The sequence below is a fragment of the Dehalococcoidales bacterium genome (assembly GCA_028716225.1).
In the GTDB taxonomy this organism is placed as follows: Bacteria; Chloroflexota; Dehalococcoidia; order Dehalococcoidales; family UBA5760; genus UBA5760.
The window spans coordinates 1-25,343 of sequence record JAQUQE010000005.1 but is presented as its reverse complement, the minus strand read 5'-3'; the positions used below and the strand labels follow the sequence as shown (position 1 = coordinate 25,343).

Below are 25,343 nucleotides of genomic sequence, written 5' to 3'. Positions count from 1 at the left end.
GTCCGGATGCAGACTCGCCTGTGACCGGCGTCGGGGCGTTTTCGGGAACAGACCTTCAGGCTATCCCGGGGATTTGGCGGGTTTGTTCTTGTACCGTTTTGTTTCAGATTCCTAAGGGTGTTGACACCGGGTGGATGTCCAATATAAGCTGATATCACACCTGTGGAGTGCCCCTGAGCCAATGCAGGTAATTTTGTTAAGGAGGTCTTTAATGGTCTCACCGGAAGAGAAAGAGCAGAAGGTGAAGGGGGTAGATAAAACGGCCAGTGGTGAGTCTGATACGCAAATGAAGCAGAACAAGATGGGACTGTTGTGTTATGCCGGCTTCTGGGTAACCGGCATCATCTTCCTTGTTATCGAGAAGAAGAACAACATGATCCGTTTCCATGCCATGCAGTCTCTGGTTACCTTCGGCATTCTCCATATTATCTGGGGTGTTGCCAGCAACTTCGGCAGCCCCCTGGTCTGGGGCGTCGGTTATGGATGGGGTCTGTTTTCGCCGATGTTTATTGCCGGCATGGTTGTGTTCGGGATTTTCTTCGCAATCTGGTGGATACTATGGGCAATCCTGATGTACCGGACCTATCATGGCACGACCTACCGGGTACCCGTATTCGGCAATCTGGCTGAGAAATGCCTGGCCAAACTGGATGCCGGAAAGTAACAACTGACCTGGCTTATTCCCCCGGCGGCAGTGTACCGGACTTGACGAAATCCGTCCGGTTTTCTATACTTGGGTTTGTGGTAGTTGCCAGCCACCGACCTGGGCGGCGGTGAGCTCAGTAGATTAATAAGGATGAGCATTTTAGTCGCTTGGATCTGTTATGACCGAGACGGCAGAAAAATCAGGATTTCTGTTTAATGCCTTCTCTGTTAAAAGGCGGAGGAGGCATTTTTATTTGGGTCCGAGGAGAGAGCAGCTATGCCGGATCTTGGATTTATCGGGGCGGGGACGGTAGGGACTGCCCTGGCAGTTAGGCTAAACAGCAAGGGCTACCCGGTAGTAGCCGTGTCCAGCCGGAGCCGGTCTTCAGCCGGAAAACTGGCGGAAAGAGTCAAGGGATGTGCGGTGATGAGCAGCAGTCAGGAAGTGGCTGATGCTGCTGAACTTGTTTTCATCACCACCCCCGATGATGCCATCGCCTCCGTGGCAGAGCAGGTAAAGTGGCGTCGCGGGCAGGGGGTGATTCACTGCTGTGGGTCCGAATCGACTGATATTCTGGCACCGGCCGGTAAGGCGGGAGCCAGTACCGGTGTCTTTCATCCCCTGCAGTCCTTTGCCAGTGTGGAAAGGGCTCTTGAGAATATTCCCGGCTCTACCGTCACCATCGAGGCTGAGCCTCCCTTGCTGGAAACACTTAAGGCTATCACTGCCGCTCTCGATGCTCACTGGATTGAGCTGACGGCAGCAGCCCGTGTGGTCTATCATGCCTCGGCAGTATTTGCCTGCAACTATCTGGTCACCCTGGAGAAGCTGGCTGCTGATTTGTGGCAGACCTTTGGAATCCCGCGGCAGCAGGCTGTCCGGGCATTGCTGCCGTTGATACGGGGTACCATCCGTAATATTGAGACCGTCGGCATTCCCGGCTGTCTTACCGGCCCAATCGCCAGGGGAGATATCAAGACAGTCAGCAAGCACCTCGATGCCCTTAAAGAGGCGGCCCCCGACCTGCTTTCTACCTACCGGGAACTGGGCTTGAAGACCATTCCGGTTGCCCTGGATAAGGGAAAGATAGACGGACGGCGGGCGAAGGAACTGGAGACGGTGCTGAAAGGTACGAAAGAGAAGTTTACCGAAGCTAGGGGAGGAAGATAATAATGAGAAAAATGCTGAAGAGTAAAATCCACCGGGCCCGGGTTACTCAATGCAATATCGATTATGAAGGCAGTATTACTATTGGCAGGCATCTGATGCAGTCGGCCGATATTCTCCCCTACGAGCAGGTGGAAGTTCTGGACATCAATAACGGCGCCCGTTTCACTACCTATGCTATCGAGGGGGATGAAAGCGGTGAAATCTGCTTAAACGGTGCTGCGGCAAGGATGGTGGCTAAGGGTGACAAGGTTATCATCCTTACCTACTGCTATCTTAGTGATGATGAGGCGCTTAATCTGGTGCCTACACTGGTCTATGTTGATGCGCAAAATGTCATCGTTAAAAGTAAACAGGCGGTTGCGCCTTTCCTATACTGAGGACGGGTGCGGTTCCTCCGGATAAGATAGAGAAAGGAGAGGAGAAAAAGTGCGGATTTCCATTAACGAAATAAAGGAAATGAAGCGGAAGGGCGAGAAAATCGCTATGCTGACCGCCTATGATTATGTTATGGCCGGCATCATCGATGAGGTGGGAGTGCCGCTCACTCTGGTCGGGGATAGCCTGGGAATGGTGGTCCTGGGTTATCAGTCGACGATACCGGTGACGATGGATGAAATGCTGCACCATACCAGGGCTGTGGTCAGAGGCTCCAGCCGCACTTTGGTAATCGGTGATTTGCCGTTTATGACCTATGCTAATGTTACCGATGCCCAGCGTAACGCCGCCCGCTTTATTCAGGAGGCTGGCGCCCAGGCGGTTAAGCTCGAGGGCGGTGTACATATGGCGGAGACGGTAAGGAGCATCGTTAATTGCGGGATACCGGTGATGGGACACATCGGCCTGACACCCCAGTCGATCAATCAACTGGGTGGTTTTAAGGTACAGGGCAAGAGTGACGAGGCCGCTGCCAGGCTGATTGAGGACGCCCGTGCCCTGGATCAGGCAGGCGCCTTTGCCGTTGTCCTGGAAACGGTACCCGCTCCATTGGCGGCGCTGATTACCCGGAGCATCAGTATTCCTACCATTGGCATAGGGGCTGGCGCCGGCTGTGACGGCCAGGTCCAGGTCATCAGCGATATTCTGGGTTTGTTTACCGATTTCGTACCCCGGCATGCCAAACAGTATGCTAAATTAGCCGAGGCGAGCCGGGCTGCCATCACCGAGTATGTTAGAGAGGTAAAGGATGGCCTCTTCCCCACCGATCAGCAGAGCTTCTCGATGGACGAGAGCATACTAGACAGACTGAGCAAATAGCTTGCTGCCCCCGTGAGGCGAGGTGGATAGTAGTGCGGGTCGTCGAAAAAATAGCCGAGATGAGGTGTCTGAGGCGGGAGCTTGCCGAACCGGTCGGCTTCGTGCCTACGATGGGCTATCTTCACGAGGGTCATCTCTCTCTGGTGAGGGGGGCCAGGGCGGAAAACCGGTCGGTGGTGGTCAGTATATTTGTTAACCCGACGCAGTTCGGCCCGCAGGAGGACCTTGCCAGCTATCCCCGTGATATCGAGCGTGACCTGGCTCTGCTGGCAGAGGAGGCGGTTGATGCCGTCTTTATGCCCTCGGCTGCCGAGATGTACCCCGGGCGGTTCGGTGTCTATGTGGATGGTGGCAAAATAACCGAGCGTCTGGAGGGAGCCTGCCGCCCCGGTCACTTCAGGGGTGTTGCTACCGTAGTGGCCAAGCTTTTTAATATCGTCCGGCCGACTCGAGCTTATTTCGGACAGAAAGATGCTCAGCAGGCGGCGGTGATTAAAAAGATGGTGGCTGATCTAAATATGGATCTGGAAGTCGCTACCTTGCCTACCGTGCGTGAACCGGATGGGCTGGCGATGAGCAGCCGTAATATCTACCTTAACCCTGCTGAGCGCAGGGCGGCGCTGGTACTCTACCGGGCGCTCTGTCTGGCGCAAAGGCTATGGCGGGAGGGGGAGACGGATGCCGGACGCTTGAGGCGGGAGATGATAGCGCTGATTGAGAAAGAACCGCTGGCCATTATTGATTACGTCTCTATAGCCGGTACTGATACCCTGAACGAGCTGGATGAGGTTAAACCGCCGGTTCTGGTCTCGCTGGCGGTAAGAATCGGAGGAACTAGACTTATCGATAATATCGTGTTATAATCTCTTTTCGAAAGTGCTCTACGGCTTCTTGTAAGCCTTGGACCATACTTAAAGGGGTAAAGATTTATCTTTACCCCTTTTTGTTTCCGGTTAAGGTAAGCTTGTTTTACAAGACCGAGTGGGATAGTGACAGAGTCTGTTTCTTGAGTACGGCGCCACCAATTCCCACCTCAAGTATTTTAGCAATTACATCGCACTTTGCCTTAAGTAGAAAAAATATGTTCCCCTCTTCTTCGCTTAAGGACTCGAAGTTCCCTTGCCCCTTGGCAATAATCATATCAGCGGCGTAATAGAGCTCAAGTATCTTGTCAGAGCACTGGGACAGAACGGTGGCCGGAGCATCTGAGCCGCTGGATATGAGATTAGCCACTCTATCCAGGCCGACGTATCTCGCATCAGTCATTGTGGCGTCATTGATAATCGGGCTCTCCCTGACCACAAAGTCAACGCGAATGTCCTTAATCTGCTTGATTTCTTCGATAAGTATCCTGTCGAACAGGATCTCCCCGGCATTGTCTCCCAGGTAAAGAATACGCCTGGATTCATTGATGCTGTTGCAGAGTATCTCATAATCATTGATGCTAAGATTGTCGGCCAGCGCCGGGGCGATAATAGAGTTGATTGCCGCATATCTTGAAGTGGGCCCCAGGTCTATGGAATTTCCCCCGATTGCCAGCTTGCTGGCGGTAAGTAGTGGTTCATCAGAATCAGCGACTGTCTTTTTCAGATAGGGATAAAGAGCGAGGGCTCTTTCGTTAGCCTTTCTCTTCTCCGCTTGATAGGGATCGTTGTTACCGGTAATCTGGTAGGTGAGACGGTAAACCCTCTGAGCTATTTCTGGTGGTGTAATCTCAAGCGGTAACTCCGGTATCAAACCGGCTACTTCGTTCAGCACCCGGCGGTGAATATTTATGTCGTCAGTGGTTGCTCTGGCAACTCCCAGAGCCTGTCTGAAGAAACAGGGTATACAATCCAGACGGGTCTTCAAGATATCCTCCCCTTGACTTTAAGTATAGGGTGAGCGACTCACTCCATGGCAATGACTTTTTCCAGAGCAGAGAGGAAGCTGTTGTTCTCATCCGGGGTACCGATGGATACCCGGATGAATTGAGAAGAGAACTGATTTGAGGGGTCAAACACTATCACCCCCAGGTCTTTCAGCTTTCTGGCCGCGTTTGCTTGACTGGTTCGCATGAGGAGGAAGTTGGTACTGCTGGGGTATACCTCTACCCCCATCGCAGATGCTGCTCTGCTTACCCTTTCCCGCTCCTTGCCGACCAGTGCAACGTTGTTTTTCATATATTCGATATCCTTCAGGGCGGCGACGGTAGCGTAGGCGCTTGGCGTCGTCGGCCTGAGAGCTACCTCCAGGCTGGAAAGGTCCCTCAGCACGTCTTCTGCGGCAGCCATATAGCCTATCTTCAACCCGGCCAGTCCGAAGGCCTTGCTCATAGTCCGGGTGACGATGAGGTTGCTGTAGTTCTTTACCATGTCAATAACGCTGAAACCGGCAAACTCACAGTAGCTCTCGTCTACCAGCAGCATACCTTTGGTGCTTGCACAGATTTTCTTGGTCGATTCCCGGTCCAGGAGTAGTTTCCCCGTGGGATTATTGGGACTGTCTATCACCACCAGGGCGGCGTCCCTTGCTTCATCGATCAGGGGCTCCATGGGTAAATCCAGGGATGGTCTTATCAGTCTGACCTTACGCAGCCTGGTCTTTAGCGATTCCGCCACCCGGGTAATAATGAAGAAGGTAGGGTCTATAATGACAACCCCCCCCTTCCTTGAGAAGAGCTGGATGAGCTGACCGAGCAGTATCTCGACTCCGGAGGTAACGAATATGGACTCCTCGGCTATGCCGCAGTAGCCGGAGAGCGCACTTCTCAGCTCGGCTATTTCTCTTACTGTGGCATAGCGGTTTATCCCCTGCAGGCCTTTCCGGGCAGCCTCGATTACACCGGGCGGGGGAGGGTATGAGAGCTCATTTCGATTTAATTCGATAACCATTTTTCCGGCAGCTATCTCTAAACGACCTCCACTACTACTTCTTCGTTGTAGTGGGTTACCACTCTCATAAAGCCTTTCAGCTTACTGTCTACCGCGGCATCGTTGGTATCGACCCTCAGGCTGGCGGCCCTGTTTATCTTGTCTCGGGTAGCCACCACGATAATGTCCTCTTTCTCAATCAGCTTGAGTACGGCGGGGGAGAATTCCTGGTTACCCCGGCCGAAGATGAAGCCGTTGCCCCCGATGGGAGAGATGATAATTTTCACTTTTTTGTGATGCTTGAGCAGTTCCAGAATTCCTTTCTCGTTCAGGTTGCCCGCCACGACTCTGTTATTGTAGATAGCGTCAACGCCGAGCAGCGTTTTTTTGACCTTGAGTCTTTCCGCTATGGCCGTGGTGGTGGAACCGGCCCCGAGCAGGTACAGCGTGTCTGCTAGCATGCCTTCGATGATGTAGCGTGCGATTGCCGTCTGATTTTCATGGGATGATTCGCTATAGGTAGTGGCTTCTTTCCCCGACTGCACCAGCCCGGCTACCTCGGGGACCATCAGGTAGCCGTAGAGCTTGCTCTCCAGCCTTCCTTCCCGGTATGCCTCTTCGTTGATGTCCATAACCTCTTTTTCCGAGATGGCGGCGTTGCCCTCGATAAAGGCATCGACAATCTCAGCCGCTGCTATGGCATTGACCGCAAATACGGCACCGAACATCTTTACTCCTGACGGGACTCCGATGGCCGGGGTCTTCAGACCCACGGCGTCGTAGACGTCCCGGGCGGTGCCGTCCCCGCCGACAAATACCAGCAGGTCTACTTCACTGCTCATCTCCCGGCCGATTCTCCGAGTGTCGTCGGCAGACGTTTTTTCTCCGGGTAGCGAAGATACCACGGTAAATTTGATGCCGGCATCTCGTGCGATATCCTCTCCCATCCTGCCCGGAGCGACGGAGAATAACAGCTTATCCTTATGTTTTAGGTGGGACAGAAAGACCTTTGCCCTGGCTGCCGTAACCGGCTCCGCGCCTAATTCGACGGCTTTGGGATACATCTTGCCGTCCGTCCCCTTCAGGCCGACGCTGCCACCCATTCCGGCTATCGGGTTCACTATCAGACCTATTCTTTTCGCCATGTCTGCTTATCCTCCCTCTTTGCCGGGCTCCCCTTTCGCCCTGGCTCTATCGGGCAGTTTCCGCATATAGAATTTCTTCCCCTGATATTCCAGCTTCACCAGGGCGCCGTCCTTCATCAGCTTTTCTATCACCGACCAATCATCGCCCGTCTTATCCAGCAGTTCTATCACGGCTTCTTCTCTCATCGGGTGCACTGAAGTGATGCCGAGCAGGTCATTTTTAATGTTGCCGGTGGAGGCAAAGGCGTTTCCTTCGTAGCCGATGAGATACTCGACATTACTTAATCTCTTCGAGAAGATCTGGTAGGCCATATTTATCGCCGACTCGGAAGCAGCCTTTATCTCCTTTCTGGCCGGTGGCCTGGTTGGGATGGCCAGGTAGGCCCTGTGCGGCTTCAGCCTGGTCAGGAATCGAGCTATTTTCTCCAGTTCTTCGCTGTTGTCGTTGAAATCCTGGATGAGCATGGTCTCGGTAACCAGCTCACCCTTGAAGGCGGCGGCGAAGTCGAGCATGCCCTCCAGAATCGCTTTGAGCTCCAGCGACTTGTGGGGCCAGATTATCCGGCGCCAGACCTCTTCGCTTACGGCATCTATCTTCAGTGAGACCCAATCGGCTTTGCTCAGTTCCTCCCTGACGTCTTCACGCCAGATAAGAGAGGCGTTACTGATTATGGCGATCTTGATGCCGAGCGGCCGCAAAAGCTCGATCTCTTTGCCCAGATTTATGTCCAGAGTAGGTTCACCGTCGGGGACGAAAGTCAGATATTCTACCGGTTCGTTTCTCTCTTTGACCTTGTTAACCTGATTCGTTACTGACCGGATAATCTCCTCCGGCCGGTAAAAGGATTCTCGATCCACCTGCATATTGATGGTCTTGCCGAGCTGACAGTAGACGCAGGCATAGGTGCATATCTTGGGCGGGATATTATTGATACCCAGGCTGCGTCCTAGCCGGCGGGATGGGACCGGGCCGTAGCTGATAGAATCCATGACCTTTCTCCTTATTTCCTTCGTTTCAGGAAAATATCGAGGCTCTTGACCTTACCCACTCCCTTTAGCGAAGAGACCATCCCCAGCAGGGTATTGGTAATGAATTCCCTGGGAAAGTTGCTCAGTTGTGCGGGAACGTTGTTGATATAGAGGGTGGTCCTCTCCATCTGGGGTATTATCATACCCTTTTCCAGGAGGTCGGCCAGGCCTTTGATGTCCTCCAGTGAGAACTGCCTTACCTTGCTCTCCAGCGGTTCGTCGCTGACGATGGCGATAAGCTTCTTGATATTGCTCAAGGGAGGGCCGATCTCCCTGCGGTGTACTTCTATCTTGGGGGCATCGCCCTGCTTGAACCCTTCGGTAATGATAAGGTCGTAGTCTTCACCCAGCATCCGGCCCAGCTCGCCGGTCGTAACCCCTTCCTCGACCGGCCTGATGAGTACCGCCTTGCCCGGGCAACTGAGAATAGTGGAATGGCTTCCCGCCTTGATGTGGCGCCAGCTGTCTTTACCCGGTTCATCAAGGTCGACGTTCCGGAGGGTATGTTTGATGGTAGCTATCAGATAGCCCCTCCCGGTCAGCTCGGCGAGCAGCTTCTCGATAAGGGTTGTCTTTCCCGACTTCGACCTGCCGATGATAGAAACTATGGGAGGCATCTTCAGCTTCCTCCTTTATTTCAATACTTGCGGTAGGCCCTTTTCCAGGGCTCTTTGCGGAAAGCCAGGTAGTCCTTGGCCGCCTTTTTCAGAGTATTGGCGGCAAGAAGGGCACAGTGCCGGTTGCCTTCCGGCAGCCCATTCAAGGCATCCAGTATGTCCTGCTGGCTGATGCCGAGGACTTCACCCACTGTTTTCCCTTTGACCATCTCGGTGACCATGCTTCCTGTCGAGATAGTGGCGGCGCAGCCGTCAGTGGCAAAGCTGGCGGCGGTAACTTTATCGCCGCTTACTTTGAGCCATATCTCCATGGTGTCGCCGCAGGGTCCGGTAATTCTACCGAATGCGTCGGCATCTTTCATGTCCCCCAGATTCCTCGGGTGCAGGGCATGATCGACCACTTCCTCACTGTATGCCTCTCTCATCTTTGACTCGATGAGGTCTTCGTGTTCCTGGCGTTCCAAAACCATGTTTTCAGCTCCCGGTTTTATCTTTTTTGGGCAGGGATAGTGCTTTGTTGAGGGCTTGGGTCAGGCTGCTGAAGGCATCCGAGCTGTAGCGCTCTATATTCCCTTCGTCGCATAATTTGGCCAGCTCAGGGTCGATGGGCAACTCACCCAGCAGCGGCGCATCGGCTGCTTGTGATAGCTCCTTACCCTTGCTTTTACCAAAAAGCTCGATTTTTTTGTCTATCTCGGCCACATAGAGGTAGCTCATATTCTCGATTACTCCCAGGATTGGCTTGTCCATCTTCTTAGCCATGCTGACTGCTTTTTTGACTATCATGTTGGTCAGGTCCTGGGGTGTGGAGACGATGATTACCCCCGATACCGGCAGGGTCTGCATCACGGTCAGGGGAGCATCGGCAGTCCCCGGCGGCAGATCGATAATAAGGTAATCGAGTCTACCCCAGACTACTTCCTCCCAGAACTGGGTAATTGCCCTGGAGATGAGGGGGCCGCGCCAGATGACGGCATCCTCCTCCTGCTGCAGCAGCAGATTAAAGGATATTACCTCGATACCGGACCGGGAGAGTACCGGCAGAATTCCGGTACTGCTGCCCGCGGGCCGCTCGTTGATCCCCATCATCTTGGGGATGCTGGGGCCGGTGATATCCGCATCCAGAATACCGACCTCGTAACCCTGTCGCTTAAGGGCTATTGCGGTAAGGCCGGATACCAGGGACTTGCCCACTCCTCCCTTACCGCTCATCACGGCGATAATTGCTCCGATTCGATTCAGCTCAGCCGGCTTGGCCTCGACGAATTCCACCTGCACACTGTCGGCGTCGCTCAGTTTCCCGACAGTTTCCTTCACCTTATTTCCGAGCCATTCCTGGACTGGTTCACCCAGTGCCGCTGACGCCAGCGTGATGTCTACCTTACCGTCGGAAACTGCTATCCCGCGGATCATATTCATTGCTGCCAGGCTGCGCTTGACGCCCGGCACCAGCACCTCGTTCAGGCTTTTCTTTACCTGTTCCTCAGTTAACATCAGCATCTCCTGTCATTATTCTTATCTTACGTAATGTTCTGTCGGGGAAGTCCGCTGCTAGTGGTCGCAGACATCGCCGCCTGTTTCCAGGGTGCCGGCCAGATAGCTCAGTACAGCCTGCTCCGGGTCGCTTGCCAGTACGTTGGTAACGACCTTGATACGGTTCCGGGCGAACAGCTCCTGTGCCCGGGAGCCCATACCGCCGGCGATAACTACCGAGACGCCCTCCTCAGCCAGCCACCCGGGCAGAAAGCCGGGTTCATGTCCCGGTGATGGGACCAGCTTCTTGCTGATAATCTCTTTAGTTTCCTCATTAACATCAAGCAGAGCAAAATGCTCGCAGTGGCCGAAATGCTGGGACAGCATGCCTCCACTTACCGGTACTGCGTATTTCATCTATCGATTTCCTCCCCTCTATCTTCCTTTGTTTCTCAGTTCAGGTATCCGGTAACAACCTGCCACAACTTCTCTATCTCGCGGCCGACACGGTTCCGGGAGTATTCCACCACCGGAATCCTCCTGACCAGTGCCCTGGTTACTAAGGTGTCGAAAGGAATCCGTGCCGCTACCTCTATATTCTGTGTCTGGCAGTAGTTCTCGATTTGGTGGCTGTTTTCCGAGTTTATATCGTACTTGTTTATACAAACTATAACAGGAACGGCGAAGTGCTGGCAAACGCCGATAACCCGCTTAAGGTCATGTATTCCGGAGAGGGTTGGCTCGGTGACGATTACCGCCAGGCTTACTCCTGATAATGAAGAGATAACCGGGCAGCCGGTACCCGGTGGCCCGTCGCTGATAATGTAATCCAGTCCTCTTTGCTCCGCGATATGTTTCGCCTCCTGCCGGACCAGGGCTACCAGCTTCCCCGAGTTCTCCTGGGCTACCCCCAGTCTGGCATGAACCAGAGGACCGTAGCGTGTTTCCGAGGTAAACCAGTGCCCGGATAGGCTCTGCTGCATGGTGATGGCATCCGCCGGGCAGATATTATAGCAGAAGCGGCACCCATCGCAGGAGATCGGGTCGATCTTATACTCGCTGCTTATCGCCTCGAAGCGGCAGACTTCTCGACAAAGCCCGCATCCGGTGCATTTGTCTTCTGAGATGACCGCCTTTTCTCCGCCCCGGAACTCCTGCTTCTGCCGGAAGGTCGGTTTGAGGAGTAGATAGAGGTCGGCGGCATCTACGTCACAGTCAACCATGACCTTATTTTTGGCCAGACTGGCCAGAGATGCTGCCACACTGGTCTTGCCGGTTCCCCCTTTGCCGCTTAAGATAGTAACCTCTTTCACTGCCTGCCCCCTTCCCGACCATTCGAGTTACTCATCAGACGCTCGATTTTATCAAACAGCTCGAGGAATGCTTCCCGCCAGCGGGGCATGCCCTCTGCCAGAGTAATCCCCTGAGAGTATAACCGGGCAATCTTAATATCGAGCGGGATTCGCATTAGTATCGGGATAGCCTCTTTAAGGCAATACTTATCAACTTCGTCGTCGCCGATGCCGTCCCGGTTGATGATGACGCCGCAGGGAATGTCCAGTTCTTTTATCACATCTACTGCCAGAGCAAGATCGTTAAGTCCGAAGCAGGTCGGTTCGGTGACCAGCAGGCAGAAGTCGCTGTGCTTCACAGCGGCGACCACCGGACAGGATGTCCCCGGGGGAGCGTCAATGATGTTCAGTTTCTCCCGATCCAGGTATTTTTGCACCTCATTAATGATGCGGGGCGCCGCCACCTCACCGATCGAGAGCTTGCCGTGAACGAATTCTATATTCCCCGACTGGCCGGACTGGACAACTCCTACCTCCCTGCCTTCCTCGGAGATAGCGCCTTCAGGACAGAGATAGCTGCAGGCGCCGCATCCGTGACAGAGCTCCGGGAATACCAGTACCCGCTCTGCAATCACGGCAATGGCGTTGTAGGCGCAGACCTCGGCGCACCTGCCGCAGTAGTTGCATTTATCTTCGTCTACTCTGGGTACGGGGATAGATACCGCCTGGTTGCAGTCGAGAGACGGCTTCAGCAAAATATGGGCATTGGGCTCCTCGACGTCACAATCGAGTAGCTTGACCGGCCTTTCCTGGCTTAATGACAGGGCGAGACTGGTCGCCACCATGGTCTTCCCGGTCCCGCCCTTGCCGCTGGCGATGGAGAGTATCACCCTATTCCCTTACCATTCTTGTACCGCATTGCGGGCAGTTGATATTGTAGCACGGGGTTCCCCTCTGATGAACGGTCTTCGCCCCGCAGGCGGGGCAGACGCAGTTTCCCACCGGGCCGGCACCGGGTCGTGTTCCCCCCAGCCTGCCGGCACCCTGTCTTCCCCGTCCGATACCTTTTCCTGTCCCCGGGCCAGCTCCCCCGGGCGGTCCGGTCCTATCTCTTCCGGGCATAACTATACCTCCTGTGAGTAATCGAGTTTATTTTGCCGTTCTGGCGGCGGTCTATGCTTTTCTCTCCAGTTCGTCAATGGAGCGCTGTATGCCGGATAGCTGTTCCGACAGCGATTGCAGTTTCTCCTTCAGCGCCTTCAGTTCTTCTTCCGGATCCGCCGTCGGGGCGGCCGGAGCCTCGCCATGGAAGCTGTCTGTCGTCCGCATCCCCATGCCCTTGCCGCGCCCCATTCCTCCCCCCTGGCCGGGGCCGCTTCCGGCCCTCATGCCGAAGTGGGCTGCTACGGTTGGCTGAGAGGTATTTTGCAGTTGGCCGGCCTTGTAGGCGCTGACGGCATCCCGGACCTTGCCGCTGACACCGGTGATTATCGTAATACCGGCTGCCGACAGGACCTGGTAGGCATTGGGGCCGCAGTTTCCGGTAAGCACCGCGCTTACTCCTTTACCGGCTATCATCTGGCCGCTGGCAATACCGGCGCCGCCGGATGCCATGGCACTGGAGTTCTCGACCGCCTCGAACTGCATCGTGTCGGGATCGACGATAATAAAATAGGGACATCGCCCGAAGCGGGGCTCGACTTCGGCATCGAGGTTCGGGGCGGTGGCTGATATGGCAATCTTCATAGGTTTATTTCTCCTTTTTCTCAATCTGGCGAATCCTGGCTTCCATCTGCTCTAACTGGCCCTTTATCATGTCAGCCTGTTCCTTCAGGAAGCCGCACTCTTCTTCCTCAGTCATTCGGGGAGCAGATGGTGCTGTTCCCGGTGCTGCTCCGGATGCTCCGTAGTAGGGCGGGGGTGTCTGTCCCGCCTGCATGGTCTGCCAGTAGGCCTGGGCCTGTGCTGTCGGCCAGCGGCCGGTCATCATATAGCCGGCGCACGGGCCCAGTCCGGTTGGACTTCTCCCCTGCCATCCCGGGCTATAGCCCAGTCTCATCCAGCCCGGCAGTCCGGTCATCTGGTACATCCGGCGGTATCCTCTTCCTCCGTTAGGCATCGCTGTCACCTCCTTGATTATTTATTGTTCCCAATTGCTGTCTTCCCTGTCCGCGCCAGCCCCGGCCCGGTTGATGCGTCTGGATGGGCATAATGTTCGGTGTTTCGCAGGTGGGGCATATCCGGGGCGGGTTGGTTATCATATCCTGAAAAGGAACGCCCCATCGGTGTCCGTTGATACAGTAGAAGGGGCGCACTGCCATCTCAAAATTGCCGCCCTCGATGCGTATCGCCTTCCCGTTGAGGAGGGCGTCGGCCAGCTTGCTGCGGGCGGAGCCCAGCACCCGGTGAAAGGTAGGCCGGGAAACATTCATTTTCCGGGCGCACTCCGCCTGCTCCAGGCCTTCCAGGTCTTTGAGCCGGATTGCCTCCGCTTCCTCTACGGAGAGGCATACCTCTTCGAGAAGCCGGTAGGGTATTCCCAACGGTTTGAAGAAGGTCACCTCGGGTATCGAGCCTACACAGCGCCACTTCGGCATTCTGCCCATGTCTATTCTTATCCTTTACTGTATTTAACCTATGTTCATAATAGGCTTTTTATGGACCTATGTCCATTAATTATGATATAACTTTATTTGAATGGTGTCAAGAAAGTGCTAAAATGTTGCTGACTTTAAGCAACAGGGAGACAAGGGGCGTAACTATGACGATTGCGGAAAACGTAAAGGCGATTCTGAGCGAGCTGCCGGAGGGGGTGGAGCTGGTGGCGGCGGCTAAGACAAGAAGTCCGGAGGAGATCCTGGAGGCGATTGAGGCGGGGGTAGGGATTATCGGTGAAAACTACCTCCAGGAGGCGGAACAGGTCTATCGTGTCGTCGGGGAAAGGGTGAAGTGGCATTTTATCGGCAGCCTGCAGAAAAACAAGGTGGGTAAGGCGGTCAGGCTGTTCGATATGATCGAGACCGTTGACTCTATAGAGATAGCCGGGGAGATTGACAGAAGGTGTGCCGGCATCGGCAAGGTTATGCCGGTACTGATTGAGATAAACAGCGGCCGGGAGAGCCAGAAGACAGGTCTCTTTCCGGAAGCGGCGCTTGCGGTGATCAAAGAGATTTCAAAATACCCGAACCTTAAGGTAGAGGGGTTGATGACGATGGGCCCTATGTGGGGGGACCCGGAAGACTCCCGGCCGTACTTCCGGGAAACGAAGAAGCTATACGATGAAATGCGGAGCCTCGGCTTGCCCGGCGTTGAGATGCGCTACCTTTCCATGGGAATGACCAATTCCTACCGGGTTGCCATTGAGGAAGGGGCCAATATCGTTCGGATAGGCACCAGGATATTCGGCGAGCGGAGCCGTTAGCAGCTTAATCCCGGCCGGTTTTACCCAGTACTACGGTTGACATAAATTACACGCCGGTGAAAAAAGCGGGTCGCGTCGGTACACTAAAATCGGATGTGTTTAGAGGGGCAGCAGCTCGAGGCCGTTAGCGATGTCGTTCAGGTCGTCGAAGGGTGTGCAGTCTACCTTTCTCTTCCGGAAGTAGGCCAGCAGGTCGCCGGTGGCGAAGATGTGATAGGCCTGCTGCGCCGGGGGAGCGTCGGAGGTACCGTTGCCGGCGTAGATGACTCGGTAGCCCGATTCCTGAAACATCTTGAGGTGAGCCTCTTTGAAGCCTTCTTCCATCTCTTTGCCTCCCGGTCCCAAGTAGCGTGCCTCGACGCCGCTAGAGCCGAACCCGGTCCTGGCGGCGAATACCCTGATATTCTCCAGTCCGATGTCTTCGAGGATTGCCCGGATGTAGAAGTCCAGGCCGTTGGAGACGATGGTAAACTCTATCCCCTTGCGGTGGCAGCATTCGAGCAGATTGGCTAGTCCCGGCCGTAGCTCCGCCTTTTCCTTGACCAGCTTGAGCAGGGTCTCTTTATCCGCTTTAACCGTGGCAAAGGCCATGGTGTTGAATCGGCCCACCGATATCTTGCCGTCTTTGTACTCCTGGAACATCCGCCTCCAGTTCTTGTCGCCGAAGGCGTCCAGTATCAGAAAGCTGATGTCTTCAAAGGTAATGGTACCGTCGAAATCACATTGAAAGAGCGTCTTCATGGTGGTATTACCTATTCCTAATGGATTCTGAACTTGAGTTTTGGACCGGGCGGTCGCATGAAACAGCACTAATCAGGCAAGGTCCTGGCTTTACATACCCTCCGCCTCAGCTTCGGGCTCGACCCGGTACAGCTTATCCGGGCTTTCGATATGATCGATGAACAGCGTTCCGTCCAGGTGGTCGATCTCATGCTCCAGGGCCTGGGCGAGCAGGCCGTTTGCTTTAATCCGGAACGCCTTTCCCTGACGGTCGAGGCCTTTTACCGTGACCGAGAGCGAGCGCTTAATCTCGCCGCCGTAGCCCGGTACGCTAAGGCAGGCTTCGCTAACCTCCCGCTCCCCGATGCGTTTAACAATTTCAGGGTTGATGATGGCGATGGGTTCCTCATCCGGCATCTGGACTACTATCACCCGCAGCGGTACCCCGACCTGGGGCGCCGCCAGCCCCACGCCGTCGGAGTGATGCATCGTCTCCACCATATCATCGATCAGGCGAAGGACCGATTTGTCTATGGAGGGTACTCGCCTCGCTTTCTGTCTCAGCACCGAATCGTTGGGGAGGCGGTGCATTTCCCGAATTGACATCGTACTCTGGTTGCTCCTTTACCCTGTTGACAGTGAAATCCGGTAACGAAGTCCGGCTGCCGGGACTAATATTAGCAAATTCCGCTCGTTCCTGTCCATTGCTTAAGCGGTATGGTGCCTCCTGTTTGCCCGTCGTGGTGAATTATGCTAATATCTTGTAATAATGGCGGGGTGTAGCGCAGCCAGGTAGCGCACCTGAATGGGGTTCAGGTTGTATTCCCCGAACAGACTGTAAGCTAACCTCGTCCATGCGGCCCATCTTCATCGAGCAACTGGCCGATGATCAAAAGGCCGATACAGATCATGTTTTAGCATCACAGGGGGTCAATATCCGTATCGGCCAAAGGCCCCAGATTCAACTAGTCCTCGCCCAAACAGCATCGCCTGTTTGGGCATTTTTTGTCCCCGCTAGTGGTGGTAACCTCATCTTTGGTAGGAGGTTACCACATGAAGACAGAGCTGGCACTTCGTGAATTCCTAGACAGCCGGATTTCGTCAAATCTAAGCCCTAGAACCATCGAATGGTACGAGGACAGGCTCCTGCCCTTTGCTAAATCTTGTCCCAATATCCCACGCAGACCAGAGCCCATTGAGAGCTTCCTGGCATCTGTACAAGGAAGTGCCGAAACGAAGAGGGGCAGCTTCAACGCCCTCCGAACGTTCTTCGGGTTTATTTGCAAACGTCACAAGACTACCAATCCGATGGACGCCGTCAATCCACCCCGTCGCCCGAAGACTCGTATGGCGACCCTTGAGGCCAACGAAATTGTGACGCTCTTGCAGTTAGCGGATGGCCTACGGGAAAGGGCGATATTAACCTTAATAATAGACAACGGCATGCGGGCCGGTGAGGTTTGCTCTCTTCTTAAGCATAACATCAAACAGGAAACGGTGATTGTGTGTGGTAAAACCGGCTGGCGTGAGGTACCCATCAGTGGAGAGACGAGGGAATTACTTCTAAATGTTGCTGCCACAGGACCCGGTGAGCATGTATTTCACGGGCATAAGGGGCCTCTGACCAGATTCGGCATATATCGTATAGTGCGCGAGCATATGGTGAAGGCGGGCATCAAGGGGCCAAAGCTCGGCTCGCACCGACTCCGACACGCTTTCGGCAAGAATTTCCTTATCCAAGGCGGTGACCTGCGATCCCTACAGGAGATAATGGGACACACCGACATAAAGACAACCCAGAAATACGCCACACTCAATCTGACCGACATTATCAAAAAGCACCAGAAGTTCAGCCCACTCAAGGCAGTTCACGATGCGGAACAGGAGATCATATTCACACCTGAAATCCTGAAGCAAGCCGAAGCAATACTGAAAGGAAGGAAGTCCAATGATAGTGCGGGCACAGATCCTGGACATGGGTGAATTTGCCCGAATGGGATTCACATTCGAGTGCTACGGATGTGAAGTAGCGTGGCTACTTCATGACGGCGAGAAGGTAGTCGGTCTTAAACAGACCGAAGCTACAGAACAGGATATCCAAGCGGAGTGCGCTAGGCACCTGGCTACAAAACATGGCTGGGACGGCTGCCTGTGGCGAAGGAGAAAAGAAGGCGAAGGAACTTGAATGCTTAATCCACTTTTGGAAGGACAACTTGTCCCAGTACCGCCCGCTGATGAGTCCGTTCACGGTATACCTAGTAGAGCAGACTGTGCTCAATCTTGAGGGGCTAAAACAAAGCAGGGAGGCAGAATATGAGAGCAGAAGCAAAGCATTCGGAGCGGATAAGGAGAAACGGTTACATTGCCACGCCGCGGAAGGCACGCACTGCCAAGAAATGCAGTGAATGTGCCCTGACAATAGAACCAGGCAGTTACTATTACGAAGTTGTCGCTGGCGGTGGTGGGCTGAGGTGGCTGAAGTTTCCCGACCGTTGCCACATCGACTGTTTAAACCGATATCTGGATCATGGGAGGTAAACATGGTAACGCAAACGAAAGACATTTCCGCAACGCAGCAGGAAAAAGCCGTCATAGTCTGGCAAGAAGGGCAAATAACCGTTAGCTTTAGTGATGTTAAGCAGTACCTCTGTCCTAAAGCTACCGAGCCAGAGATTATCATGTTTCTCAAAACATGCCAAGCCTTCGGTTTGAACCCGTGGGTACATGAGGCCTATCTGATCAAGTATAAAACTGATGACCCTGCTGCAATAATCATCTCAACAGAGGCTTACCAGAAGGGGGCTGAGAACTGTAAAGAATTCGATGGCTACGAAGCGGGCATTATTTTAAAAGATAGTACCGGCAAGTTGGAGTTTCGAGAGGGTGCTTTCGCAGCTGATGGAGAGACGGACAATCTGGCTGGGGGTTGGGCCAGGGTATTCAGGAAGGACCGGCAAAAGCCCTTCTACGTAGCGGTAAACATCAAGGAGTGTCAGAAATATACCAGGGAAGGTTATCCCACTCGCTTCTGGCGAGAGATGCCTAGCACAATGGTGCGTAAGGTGGCATTATCTCGAGCCTTGCGCGAAGCCTTCCCAACTCGGCTCGGCGGGATTGTTACCGATGTTGAGGTTGAATCTGATGGATTCCCGACTGGAAAACTACCCCCGGCTTACGAAAAGCCAGATGGAGAAATAAATTGGCGTAAATTCTGGGGCAAGGTCAAATCAGAGCTGGGCCTGACAACTGAGCAGGCCAGGGAGTTATTGCAGGTGGAATCTATCAAAGAAGAACTGATCGATGCCGACTGGAGCATGGAGAAGATATGGGACGAGTTAATCCAACGTCTTCAAGTCGAAAACCATTCTAATGCCAAGAAAGAACATATTGTTGAAGAGACAACTAAGTCCCAACGAGACCCCGACACAATCAATAGCTTTGGTGATCTATATCAGGCGTGCCGGGAAGACTTCGGCTTGAGCAGCCGCCAAGCAGTCTGGGAAAAACTTGAGGTCAACTCTCAAGTAGATATAGTCGAGACCCCGAAAGAGTGCTACGAAAGAATAGCAAAGAGTGAGTTTTAATGCTGACCGATGAACAGTTTAAGTACATGCGCAATCACGGGCTAACCTGGCGGGACCTTTATGACTTTCCGATGTCCTGGGACTGGTGGCGCCACTATTCTGTATACAACACAGGTACCGACCCCGGACCTAATAAAATACCACAGAGGCCCCTCGTGCCAGTGCCTCCCGACCCCAGCGAAGCAGAGGCTAGACATCATGAGCTAAAGGAAATAAGAGAGGATATTCATCAGCTTCGCATGGGATTGCGATATACCCAGAAGCTTCAGCAGCAGCTCCAACAAAAAATCCAGGCCAAGAGCCTGCGAACGAGAGGAATCACAAAGGGGGTGCCGCTATGAACACTCCCAGAATCACGGATACTGTAAGTGGCTACATATTCGCCTGGGAGCAAGAGCACTTAACCGTTGAGGTCAACCGCCTTCACAATCACAGTGACGGCAGAGTAACCGGTGAGATAGCTATCAGTACCTCGGCACCTGGTTACAGCCCTCATCTGCACCAGGCGCATTTTAACTTCAGTGCCACCCGCAGCCGTAATGAACTAGGTAAAAACATGGATGAGAGATACGGGAAACTAGCCGATTGGCCTACAGTGCTGGAGCAGCTGTGCGTATACACACTGGAGAGGATGAGACGGGGTGAGCCATTGGTTGAGCTCCGACCCGGCGATGGAATCAAGCCGCCAGAGTATCTTCTGGAGCCGCTTATTCTCAAGAATAACCCTGTCATTATTTTCGGCGATCCTGGTAGTGCAAAGTCGACCATAGCACTTATCCTTTCTCAAATCATGGCTTACCCTGACGATAATTACGGGCTCGATATCACCCCGCCGTCTCACAACGTAAAGTGCCTATATCTAGACTATGAAACCGATGATAATACCCTGAGATGGCTTTTAACCAAACTCAAGAGAGGGACAGGACTCTCCCAGGCAGCACTAAGCTACCGACGTTGTGTTTTGCCTCTAGCCCAAGATCTGGACCAAATCCACAGGCATATTCATGATATTGGAGCTGAAGTAATTATCATAGACAGCCTTGGTTTGGCTTGTGCCGGAGACCTAAAAGATGCTCAGGTAGCGCTAGCCTTTTTCTCTGCTCTCCGCCAGATCAAGACTACAAGCCTGATTCTGGCACACACTGCAAAGAACCCCGAAACAAAGAAGAGAACAGTCTTCGGCTCGGTATTCTTCGAAGCCCAAGCTCGCTCAATCTGGGAAGTCTGGAAGCGTCAAGACCCCGGAGAAGATGAGATGGATATCGCCCTTTTCAACAGGAAACCGCCGCCGTTTGAAAAGCTTTATCCGCCGGTGGGAATACACTTGGAGTTCGGCCCAGATACCATCAAAGTGTCACCGGCTCAACCACGTACGATAAGTGAATTCCTTGCCGGACTTGGCACTCAGATGCAGATTCAGGAAGTTCTTAAGCATGGGTTAATGTCGACTAAGGAAATAACGGATACTTTAGGCATATCCCGAGGCGCCGCAGATTCCGCTATCAAGCGGCTAAAAGATAAAGGGAAGATAGTCAGGGTGATTGATAAGTGGGGTCTTACTGAAATAGAGGGGGATTTATGATTCTTTCACCCTCATCTTTCAGGGGGTATATATAACCCCCCTGAAGGTGAAAGATGAGGGGTCAGATGAAAGAAAGATGCAAGATGTGCAAGATTTTGAAGCTGAGCCCAGTCGTGTGGTAGTGACAGAGAGTTGACAGATGCGGACCTTCGGGAGTAACCGCGGTCAGGAGGGTGAAAGAAATCTTGGAGAGCTCGGCCGGTGGGGGATTCCTTTATCCGAAATCATCGTTCACCCCCTGAAAGATGATTGAAAGACGTGAAAGATAAATTAACAAAGAAAGGAGTATTTATTCGATGGTTTACGATATTGAGCGATTTGTACCTAGGGATGGGATCCCGGTGTTAAAGGGGTTTATAAAAAACGGGCAATTGATTGTTTGGTGCCCTTTCTGTCGTTGCTTCCATATCCATTGTGCTACCGATGGCACCAAATCGATGAGGGGGCACAGGGTAGCGCATTGTGCTCCCGATTCTCCGTTCACAAATACAGGATACTATATCCGGCCATTCACTAAAGGAGAGATGACAAAAATGAGGGATTGTTAGTTATGGATCATAGGAGGAAGGGTTCATGGGTGTAATGGCGCTAGAGTATAGAGAGCCCCCAAAAGCAATCAAGATAGCCAGGCGGAACCACAAATGTTGGAAGTGCGGTACGACAATAAAAGAGGGAGACAAGTTTGCTATGTGCCTGGACTATGGTACTTTCAGGAGCTACCCTACATGTCTCAAGTGCTATATGGAATATAAGCCAGAGGACTATCGATGACTGGGAAATTTGACGAACTGCACAAGTCATGGGTTGGCGATCTTAATAAGCTCAGCGCGAAATGGTGCGAGGATTTTCAGGGGATTGTAGGGGGCTATGCCGATTCGGTGATGGGGGATGCTTTTGACCCCCAGAAGTTTACGGAATTTCTGCGTAGCAGCGGCGTGGATTTCACCGGCTTACTGGGAGCGCTGCGGGGACAAGGGCAGCCGGCGGCTGACCCTTATTGGATTTTGGGTTTGGATAGGTCCGCATCCGATGAGGAGGTGAAGGCGAGGCATCGTGAACTGGCTCGCAAACTTCACCCTGACGCTTCCGGTACCGAGGGCACTAACCGGTTTTTTCAGATGGTGCAGACAGCTTATGAGGCTATAGAGAGAGAAAGGGGGTGGTAAGGTGGGTAGTATGAAACAATGTGATCTGACATGTCCTCGTGAATAAAAAGATTCTACCTTACGTTTCATCACCTGAAGAAATAAGGAGGTAAACGATGAAAGAAGGCGACATTGGAATCCTTAATGAAATAGCAGAGCTGGAGAAGACCTGGCCTTTTAGCACACAGGGTGGTGAACTTGGCTGGTCGTTTAGAGATGTACGAAAGCAACCGGCCGTCCTTAATCGGCTCTTTCTTGAGGGTTTGCTGGATAACCCCTTCAAGAGTAATAGCTATACGGGGTACCGTCTCTCTGAGCTTGGCAGGAGGGCAGTTGAGACTGGGGAGCAACCGGAGACTACAGAGATGGAGACGGAAAAACTAGAGATACCTGACGACCTTTTTGATGTGATTGAGGGCTACAACGACATCAAGCAACTTATAGGAGTAGTGCTTAGGAGCGAGAAGCCGGTTCATCTCCTTTTTACCGGTGTTCCCGCCTCGGCTAAGACTATGTTTCTCATGGAGCTTTCAAGATTAGGAGCGCCGTATATCATCGGCTCTCAGTCTAGCCGGGCTGGTATCGCCGACTTGCTCTTTGACGCACAGCCCCAGATCCTGCTGGTTGATGAGATAGATAGAATAGGAACAAAGGATATCTCGGTGCTTCTATCACTGATGGCTACGGGCATAGTCTCAGAAACCAAGCATAGCAAGCAGCGCTCGATCACCATAGATACCAGAGTTTTTGCTGCTTGTAACACCTTAAGGCTAGCACCGGAGCTAATCTCGCGGTTCATGGTGCTTGAGTTCAAGCCATACAGTCTCAATGACTTTTTGACCGTGTCTACCAATATCCTGGTGAAGCATGAGAATATATCTCCCGACTTGGCAGCATACATTGGGCAACAGACGTGGCAGTTTCCCTCCCGGTTCCCCGATCCGAGACAAGCGGTGAGGATAGCCAGGCTAGCAAAAACCAAAAAAGAAGTGGACGATGTTCTTGAGCTATTACGTCGTCATGGGGCTGGTTTGACAAAGTGAATTACATGTGATAACGGGGAACTAGAGGGGGTTACCCCCTCTGCGGAGTATATACTTCGAGTAGGATACTAAGCTACTACACTAGCTATAGCTACTAGGAGTGGTTGCTAGGCACAATATTTGAAGTGGTCAAAGCTAGCGCCACAAGCTGCTAACTGTAGTAGCGATGGAGGCCGATATGGAGAAGGAAAAGGTAATTTGTGAAGTCTGTGGCAAGGAGTTAAAGGATAAAGCCGGATTATCCGGCCACATGAGGTTTAAGCATAACCAGGAGAAGGCAAAGGAATCCCAGGCTACTGAACCGACAAAAGACACGAAGGCTGTTGTTAAGAGAGGACAATCGCCTCTAGAGCAGCTCGTGCAGGAATTAAGGCTGCCGACGATGGTAGATGGCCAGGCTGAGATTTTTGATTCGGGTGTCGAGTATGGCGTTAGATCAGTGCTGGTGGGGGTGAGGGTGGCTCAAGAGCTATCCGCCATGGGTGTACAGCAAGCGGTACCTATTATCAAAATGGCCCAAGAGATGAGGGAGTCCGAGGGACAGGCAGCTAAGATAATCGCGGCCGAGCTCGCAGAGGCTACCCTTGAGGGCAACAAGGACCTCAAGGGAGCACTTCACCAACTTGGTTCTCAAATGACAGCTTCTGCTCCTAATCCCATGATGTCAATGATGGTCGGCGCGCTTCAGCCTATTCTGGGCCAGACTATCGAGAGGATGATGAGAGGTTTTAGTATGGGTAAACAAGGTCAGACTACAACTGAACCTCCTCCCTATGGAGGGCAAGAGATGAATAGAAAGATAGCGTCAGATGTCGGATCAGGGATAGAGGATCACAGTATTGATGAGTGGGAAGATTAAGTAGATAGCCAAGAATTTAATATTATAGGGAGGTTAGAAATGGTAACAGCTCAGCAGACTGGTTTTGATGGGAATCCGATGGTTGACATGATGTGGGGGCTTATGAACCAGCAATTCAACAATCTGCCTCCGGCGGCGAAAGAAGCCTTATCGCAATTAGAGGTGCGTGTAGCCAGGCAGGGAGACAGGGTGGTAATCAAACCGGTATCTCTTATCGAGAATAACCAGACAGAAAAGATGAAGGAAATCATGCTTGACGGTTTTGTTGACTGGATGCCACAGATGATTGAGAAAGCGTTTCATGTGAAGGTCAAAAGGTACAAAGACAAATGAAGCTAGAACTGTTAGTTCGCAAATTAAGGGGCTCGCCAGTTCGACATGAAAGGGAACTGACGGAGATGTTTCCACCTGGCAAAATCGAAGTGATTAAGAAGCGTGAACTGAGGCGGTTCAAAGATACTCAGGATAAGAAATGGCGCAGGTGGTTTGAATCTGTATCCAGGTGAGGTTTAAACAATCCAATTTTGAAATATTAGTAAGCTTTTTCCAACAGGGACTTGACAAACTAAATAAGGTGTGATAACGGAGAAAGTGTAAGCCTTGAGAGCTAGCCGGTGAAAGTCGGCTCTCAAGGCTTTTTACTTTCATCGGTAGAGCTCTCAAGTCAATTAAAGGGGGCTAGCAACCTGAACTCAGAAGGTTCGGGCTAGCCCCCTTTCCTTTTGGGCCAAGGTTGCAGCCTCCAAGCTGGCCCCACCCGGCCAGTTGGAGAATTTTTAGGAGGTGCAAGTTATGGCTGCAAGAACACTAGAAGAGATGGCGGCAAAGGGTCGCCGCAAGCTTTCCGAGAAAGCAGGGGTAATGGCGGATAAATATAACGCCGCCAAGCCCCGGATGAAGGAGGAGTACGGCAGGCTTCCTTTCGGTCCGATTACCAAGAGAGCCTATAGCGCCGGGGTTGATGCGGGAGAATACCGTGCTCCTGATCCGGACAAGTGGGGCCGTGGTTTTATAGCCGGCGCCGGTAGCTAATATCTTACCACGCCATTCTCGGAACAGTTTTAGTCACATCGGTCCTTTTTGCGGCTGGGGTGGCAGCCTTGAGAGCGATGAGCCTGTGTAGAGAAAGGCAGTAAGGCCATAAACAGTACAGTAATGATAATGAGGAGGTACTAGCGCCATGGAAGCATTGCAGACTCTGGTAAACCCAGCGCAAACGCTGGTTTCCCCACAGCAGACCGCGGTTCAGCCCGCTCAGACCGGCGTGACAGCCTACCAGACGGACGGTGGGGGCATGACGGAAATGCTGACGGCAATCATGCCGCTGATCATGATTATGATGGTTATGATGATGCTCATGCCTATGTTTAAAGGCATGTCCAAAGGCTTTGATTAACCGTTAGGCATTCTTAAGCAAGAATAAAATGGAGGTAAAGCAATGATAACAGGACAGCAAGTGAGGACAACGCAGGTCAGTCCTTATGGCTCGGCTCTTCAAACCAGCAGTATCA

Annotated in this window: 35 protein-coding genes and 1 pseudogene; 20 read left to right on the top strand and 16 right to left on the bottom strand. The window is 52.8% G+C overall.

What is annotated here, in order from left to right:
* Positions 1-211 precede the first annotated feature (211 nt).
* The 6 genes and pseudogenes from PHI12_04645 to panC all read left to right on the top strand — a co-directional run bounded on the left by PHI12_04645 (position 212) and on the right by panC (position 3,933).
* Positions 212-664, top strand: a complete 453-nt coding sequence (locus PHI12_04645) for a hypothetical protein (protein MDD5510080.1) — start codon at positions 212-214, stop codon at positions 662-664.
* Between the two features lie 255 nt (positions 665-919).
* Positions 920-1,255: pseudogene (locus PHI12_04640) on the top strand (NAD(P)-binding domain-containing protein).
* A 30-nt stretch (positions 1,256-1,285) separates the two neighbouring features.
* Positions 1,286-1,816, top strand: coding sequence for a DUF2520 domain-containing protein (locus PHI12_04635; protein ID MDD5510079.1), 531 nt, complete (start codon positions 1,286-1,288; stop codon positions 1,814-1,816).
* A 2-nt stretch (positions 1,817-1,818) separates the two neighbouring features.
* Positions 1,819-2,193 carry an aspartate 1-decarboxylase gene (locus tag PHI12_04630; protein ID MDD5510078.1) on the top strand — a complete coding sequence of 125 codons (375 nt, stop codon included), beginning with the start codon at positions 1,819-1,821 and terminating at the stop codon, positions 2,191-2,193.
* Positions 2,194-2,242: 49 nt separating this feature from the next.
* The gene (gene panB, locus PHI12_04625) at positions 2,243-3,070 is read left to right on the top strand and encodes a 3-methyl-2-oxobutanoate hydroxymethyltransferase (protein ID MDD5510077.1); all 828 of its coding nucleotides are present in this window, start codon (positions 2,243-2,245) and stop codon (positions 3,068-3,070) included.
* 32 nt (positions 3,071-3,102) lie between these two features.
* Positions 3,103-3,933, top strand: coding sequence for a pantoate--beta-alanine ligase (gene panC / locus PHI12_04620; GenBank protein MDD5510076.1), 831 nt, complete (start codon positions 3,103-3,105; stop codon positions 3,931-3,933).
* 106 nt (positions 3,934-4,039) lie between these two features.
* On the opposite strand, the gene PHI12_04615 is transcribed toward panC, so the two are convergent.
* From PHI12_04615 to PHI12_04550, 14 genes are read right to left on the bottom strand one after another with little or no spacing between them, the layout of a single operon-like run.
* Entirely contained in the window at positions 4,040-4,921 is an 882-nt protein-coding gene (locus PHI12_04615) for an ARMT1-like domain-containing protein (protein MDD5510075.1), read from the bottom strand.
* A gap of 38 nt (positions 4,922-4,959) precedes the next feature.
* Positions 4,960-5,943 carry a histidinol-phosphate transaminase gene (locus tag PHI12_04610; protein ID MDD5510074.1) on the bottom strand — a complete coding sequence of 328 codons (984 nt, stop codon included), beginning with the start codon at positions 5,941-5,943 and terminating at the stop codon, positions 4,960-4,962.
* A 17-nt stretch (positions 5,944-5,960) separates the two neighbouring features.
* Positions 5,961-7,067, bottom strand: coding sequence for an ATP-NAD kinase family protein (locus tag PHI12_04605; GenBank protein ID MDD5510073.1), 1,107 nt, complete (start codon positions 7,065-7,067; stop codon positions 5,961-5,963).
* 6 nt (positions 7,068-7,073) lie between these two features.
* Positions 7,074-8,057 carry a radical SAM protein gene (locus PHI12_04600; protein ID MDD5510072.1) on the bottom strand — a complete coding sequence of 328 codons (984 nt, stop codon included), beginning with the start codon at positions 8,055-8,057 and terminating at the stop codon, positions 7,074-7,076.
* An 11-nt stretch (positions 8,058-8,068) separates the two neighbouring features.
* Positions 8,069-8,713 carry a molybdopterin-guanine dinucleotide biosynthesis protein B gene (mobB, locus tag PHI12_04595; GenBank protein ID MDD5510071.1) on the bottom strand — a complete coding sequence of 215 codons (645 nt, stop codon included), beginning with the start codon at positions 8,711-8,713 and terminating at the stop codon, positions 8,069-8,071.
* Positions 8,714-8,733: 20 nt separating this feature from the next.
* Positions 8,734-9,183, bottom strand: coding sequence for an iron-sulfur cluster assembly scaffold protein (locus PHI12_04590; protein ID MDD5510070.1), 450 nt, complete (start codon positions 9,181-9,183; stop codon positions 8,734-8,736).
* A 4-nt stretch (positions 9,184-9,187) separates the two neighbouring features.
* Positions 9,188-10,207, bottom strand: a complete 1,020-nt coding sequence (locus PHI12_04585) for an Mrp/NBP35 family ATP-binding protein (protein ID MDD5510069.1) — start codon at positions 10,205-10,207, stop codon at positions 9,188-9,190.
* A 57-nt stretch (positions 10,208-10,264) separates the two neighbouring features.
* Positions 10,265-10,603 carry a NifB/NifX family molybdenum-iron cluster-binding protein gene (locus PHI12_04580; GenBank protein ID MDD5510068.1) on the bottom strand — a complete coding sequence of 113 codons (339 nt, stop codon included), beginning with the start codon at positions 10,601-10,603 and terminating at the stop codon, positions 10,265-10,267.
* Positions 10,604-10,638: 35 nt separating this feature from the next.
* Positions 10,639-11,499, bottom strand: a complete 861-nt coding sequence (locus PHI12_04575; GenBank protein ID MDD5510067.1) for an ATP-binding protein — start codon at positions 11,497-11,499, stop codon at positions 10,639-10,641.
* Positions 11,496-12,368 carry an ATP-binding protein gene (locus PHI12_04570; GenBank protein MDD5510066.1) on the bottom strand — a complete coding sequence of 291 codons (873 nt, stop codon included), beginning with the start codon at positions 12,366-12,368 and terminating at the stop codon, positions 11,496-11,498. Before PHI12_04570 ends, PHI12_04575 begins: the two co-directional genes overlap by 4 nt.
* A 1-nt stretch (position 12,369) precedes the next feature.
* Positions 12,370-12,600, bottom strand: coding sequence for a hypothetical protein (locus tag PHI12_04565; GenBank protein MDD5510065.1), 231 nt, complete (start codon positions 12,598-12,600; stop codon positions 12,370-12,372).
* Positions 12,601-12,651: 51 nt separating this feature from the next.
* Entirely contained in the window at positions 12,652-13,224 is a 573-nt protein-coding gene (locus PHI12_04560; protein MDD5510064.1) for a NifB/NifX family molybdenum-iron cluster-binding protein, read from the bottom strand.
* 4 nt (positions 13,225-13,228) lie between these two features.
* Positions 13,229-13,597 carry a hypothetical protein gene (locus tag PHI12_04555; protein MDD5510063.1) on the bottom strand — a complete coding sequence of 123 codons (369 nt, stop codon included), beginning with the start codon at positions 13,595-13,597 and terminating at the stop codon, positions 13,229-13,231.
* Complete coding sequence (locus PHI12_04550; protein MDD5510062.1) at positions 13,590-14,084, bottom strand: DUF134 domain-containing protein; 495 nt, start codon at positions 14,082-14,084, stop codon at positions 13,590-13,592. The genes PHI12_04555 and PHI12_04550 overlap by 8 nt, the downstream gene beginning before the upstream one ends.
* A gap of 155 nt (positions 14,085-14,239) precedes the next feature.
* On the opposite strand from PHI12_04550, the gene PHI12_04545 reads away from it, so the two are divergent.
* Entirely contained in the window at positions 14,240-14,899 is a 660-nt protein-coding gene (locus PHI12_04545; protein MDD5510061.1) for a YggS family pyridoxal phosphate-dependent enzyme, read from the top strand.
* Between the two features lie 99 nt (positions 14,900-14,998).
* Here the strand turns inward: PHI12_04545 and PHI12_04540 are convergent, their stop codons facing one another.
* Positions 14,999-15,640 (bottom strand): MtnX-like HAD-IB family phosphatase, encoded by a 642-nt coding sequence (locus PHI12_04540; protein ID MDD5510060.1) that lies wholly within the window; start codon positions 15,638-15,640, stop codon positions 14,999-15,001.
* Between the two features lie 90 nt (positions 15,641-15,730).
* Positions 15,731-16,225 carry a peptide deformylase gene (gene def, locus PHI12_04535; GenBank protein ID MDD5510059.1) on the bottom strand — a complete coding sequence of 165 codons (495 nt, stop codon included), beginning with the start codon at positions 16,223-16,225 and terminating at the stop codon, positions 15,731-15,733.
* A 447-nt stretch (positions 16,226-16,672) separates the two neighbouring features.
* Between def and PHI12_04530 the strand changes: the two genes are divergently transcribed.
* The 13 genes from PHI12_04530 to PHI12_04470 all read left to right on the top strand — a co-directional run bounded on the left by PHI12_04530 (position 16,673) and on the right by PHI12_04470 (position 25,228).
* On the top strand, positions 16,673-17,602 hold the full coding sequence (locus tag PHI12_04530; protein ID MDD5510058.1) for a tyrosine-type recombinase/integrase: 930 nt from the start codon (positions 16,673-16,675) through the stop codon (positions 17,600-17,602).
* Positions 17,568-17,804, top strand: coding sequence for a hypothetical protein (locus PHI12_04525; protein MDD5510057.1), 237 nt, complete (start codon positions 17,568-17,570; stop codon positions 17,802-17,804). Before PHI12_04530 ends, PHI12_04525 begins: the two co-directional genes overlap by 35 nt.
* A 128-nt stretch (positions 17,805-17,932) precedes the next feature.
* Positions 17,933-18,157 carry a hypothetical protein gene (locus PHI12_04520; GenBank protein MDD5510056.1) on the top strand — a complete coding sequence of 75 codons (225 nt, stop codon included), beginning with the start codon at positions 17,933-17,935 and terminating at the stop codon, positions 18,155-18,157.
* A 2-nt stretch (positions 18,158-18,159) separates the two neighbouring features.
* Positions 18,160-19,203: a phage recombination protein Bet gene (gene bet, locus PHI12_04515; GenBank protein MDD5510055.1), complete on the top strand. Its 1,044-nt coding sequence runs from the start codon at positions 18,160-18,162 to the stop codon at positions 19,201-19,203.
* Complete coding sequence (locus PHI12_04510; protein MDD5510054.1) at positions 19,203-19,544, top strand: hypothetical protein; 342 nt, start codon at positions 19,203-19,205, stop codon at positions 19,542-19,544. The genes bet and PHI12_04510 overlap by 1 nt, the downstream gene beginning before the upstream one ends.
* A complete protein-coding gene (locus tag PHI12_04505) occupies positions 19,541-20,785 on the top strand; it encodes an AAA family ATPase (protein ID MDD5510053.1) in 1,245 nt (414 codons plus the stop codon). The genes PHI12_04510 and PHI12_04505 overlap by 4 nt, the downstream gene beginning before the upstream one ends.
* A gap of 573 nt (positions 20,786-21,358) precedes the next feature.
* Positions 21,359-21,556 carry a hypothetical protein gene (locus PHI12_04500; protein ID MDD5510052.1) on the top strand — a complete coding sequence of 66 codons (198 nt, stop codon included), beginning with the start codon at positions 21,359-21,361 and terminating at the stop codon, positions 21,554-21,556.
* A complete protein-coding gene (locus tag PHI12_04495; GenBank protein MDD5510051.1) occupies positions 21,553-21,951 on the top strand; it encodes a J domain-containing protein in 399 nt (132 codons plus the stop codon). The genes PHI12_04500 and PHI12_04495 overlap by 4 nt, the downstream gene beginning before the upstream one ends.
* A gap of 95 nt (positions 21,952-22,046) precedes the next feature.
* A complete protein-coding gene (locus tag PHI12_04490; GenBank protein MDD5510050.1) occupies positions 22,047-22,973 on the top strand; it encodes an ATP-binding protein in 927 nt (308 codons plus the stop codon).
* Between the two features lie 178 nt (positions 22,974-23,151).
* Entirely contained in the window at positions 23,152-23,832 is a 681-nt protein-coding gene (locus PHI12_04485) for a hypothetical protein (protein ID MDD5510049.1), read from the top strand.
* A gap of 39 nt (positions 23,833-23,871) precedes the next feature.
* Positions 23,872-24,165, top strand: a complete 294-nt coding sequence (locus PHI12_04480; GenBank protein ID MDD5510048.1) for a hypothetical protein — start codon at positions 23,872-23,874, stop codon at positions 24,163-24,165.
* Positions 24,166-24,624: 459 nt separating this feature from the next.
* Positions 24,625-24,864, top strand: a complete 240-nt coding sequence (locus PHI12_04475; GenBank protein ID MDD5510047.1) for a hypothetical protein — start codon at positions 24,625-24,627, stop codon at positions 24,862-24,864.
* Positions 24,865-25,012: 148 nt separating this feature from the next.
* A complete protein-coding gene (locus tag PHI12_04470; protein ID MDD5510046.1) occupies positions 25,013-25,228 on the top strand; it encodes a cell division protein FtsH in 216 nt (71 codons plus the stop codon).
* Positions 25,229-25,343: the final 115 nt, after the last annotated feature.

Coding starts and splice junctions, on each gene's coding strand:
- PHI12_04645 (MDD5510080.1), top strand. CDS start 212: ATGGTCTCACCGGAAGAGAAAGAGCAGAAGGTGAAGGGGGTAGATAAA.
- PHI12_04630 (MDD5510078.1), top strand. CDS start 1,819: ATGAGAAAAATGCTGAAGAGTAAAATCCACCGGGCCCGGGTTACTCAA.
- PHI12_04610 (MDD5510074.1), bottom strand. CDS start 5,943: ATGGTTATCGAATTAAATCGAAATGAGCTCTCATACCCTCCCCCGCCC.
- PHI12_04605 (MDD5510073.1), bottom strand. CDS start 7,067: ATGGCGAAAAGAATAGGTCTGATAGTGAACCCGATAGCCGGAATGGGT.
- PHI12_04600 (MDD5510072.1), bottom strand. CDS start 8,057: ATGGATTCTATCAGCTACGGCCCGGTCCCATCCCGCCGGCTAGGACGC.
- mobB (MDD5510071.1), bottom strand. CDS start 8,713: ATGCCTCCCATAGTTTCTATCATCGGCAGGTCGAAGTCGGGAAAGACA.
- PHI12_04590 (MDD5510070.1), bottom strand. CDS start 9,183: ATGGTTTTGGAACGCCAGGAACACGAAGACCTCATCGAGTCAAAGATG.
- PHI12_04585 (MDD5510069.1), bottom strand. CDS start 10,207: ATGTTAACTGAGGAACAGGTAAAGAAAAGCCTGAACGAGGTGCTGGTG.
- PHI12_04580 (MDD5510068.1), bottom strand. CDS start 10,603: ATGAAATACGCAGTACCGGTAAGTGGAGGCATGCTGTCCCAGCATTTC.
- PHI12_04565 (MDD5510065.1), bottom strand. CDS start 12,600: ATGCCCGGAAGAGATAGGACCGGACCGCCCGGGGGAGCTGGCCCGGGG.
- PHI12_04560 (MDD5510064.1), bottom strand. CDS start 13,224: ATGAAGATTGCCATATCAGCCACCGCCCCGAACCTCGATGCCGAAGTC.
- PHI12_04555 (MDD5510063.1), bottom strand. CDS start 13,597: ATGCCTAACGGAGGAAGAGGATACCGCCGGATGTACCAGATGACCGGA.
- PHI12_04550 (MDD5510062.1), bottom strand. CDS start 14,084: ATGGGCAGAATGCCGAAGTGGCGCTGTGTAGGCTCGATACCCGAGGTG.
- PHI12_04545 (MDD5510061.1), top strand. CDS start 14,240: ATGACGATTGCGGAAAACGTAAAGGCGATTCTGAGCGAGCTGCCGGAG.
- PHI12_04540 (MDD5510060.1), bottom strand. CDS start 15,640: ATGAAGACGCTCTTTCAATGTGATTTCGACGGTACCATTACCTTTGAA.
- def (MDD5510059.1), bottom strand. CDS start 16,225: ATGTCAATTCGGGAAATGCACCGCCTCCCCAACGATTCGGTGCTGAGA.
- PHI12_04530 (MDD5510058.1), top strand. CDS start 16,673: ATGAAGACAGAGCTGGCACTTCGTGAATTCCTAGACAGCCGGATTTCG.
- PHI12_04525 (MDD5510057.1), top strand. CDS start 17,568: ATGATAGTGCGGGCACAGATCCTGGACATGGGTGAATTTGCCCGAATG.
- PHI12_04520 (MDD5510056.1), top strand. CDS start 17,933: ATGAGAGCAGAAGCAAAGCATTCGGAGCGGATAAGGAGAAACGGTTAC.
- bet (MDD5510055.1), top strand. CDS start 18,160: ATGGTAACGCAAACGAAAGACATTTCCGCAACGCAGCAGGAAAAAGCC.
- PHI12_04510 (MDD5510054.1), top strand. CDS start 19,203: ATGCTGACCGATGAACAGTTTAAGTACATGCGCAATCACGGGCTAACC.
- PHI12_04505 (MDD5510053.1), top strand. CDS start 19,541: ATGAACACTCCCAGAATCACGGATACTGTAAGTGGCTACATATTCGCC.
- PHI12_04500 (MDD5510052.1), top strand. CDS start 21,359: ATGGGTGTAATGGCGCTAGAGTATAGAGAGCCCCCAAAAGCAATCAAG.
- PHI12_04495 (MDD5510051.1), top strand. CDS start 21,553: ATGACTGGGAAATTTGACGAACTGCACAAGTCATGGGTTGGCGATCTT.
- PHI12_04490 (MDD5510050.1), top strand. CDS start 22,047: ATGAAAGAAGGCGACATTGGAATCCTTAATGAAATAGCAGAGCTGGAG.
- PHI12_04485 (MDD5510049.1), top strand. CDS start 23,152: ATGGAGAAGGAAAAGGTAATTTGTGAAGTCTGTGGCAAGGAGTTAAAG.
- PHI12_04480 (MDD5510048.1), top strand. CDS start 23,872: ATGGTAACAGCTCAGCAGACTGGTTTTGATGGGAATCCGATGGTTGAC.
- PHI12_04475 (MDD5510047.1), top strand. CDS start 24,625: ATGGCTGCAAGAACACTAGAAGAGATGGCGGCAAAGGGTCGCCGCAAG.
- PHI12_04470 (MDD5510046.1), top strand. CDS start 25,013: ATGGAAGCATTGCAGACTCTGGTAAACCCAGCGCAAACGCTGGTTTCC.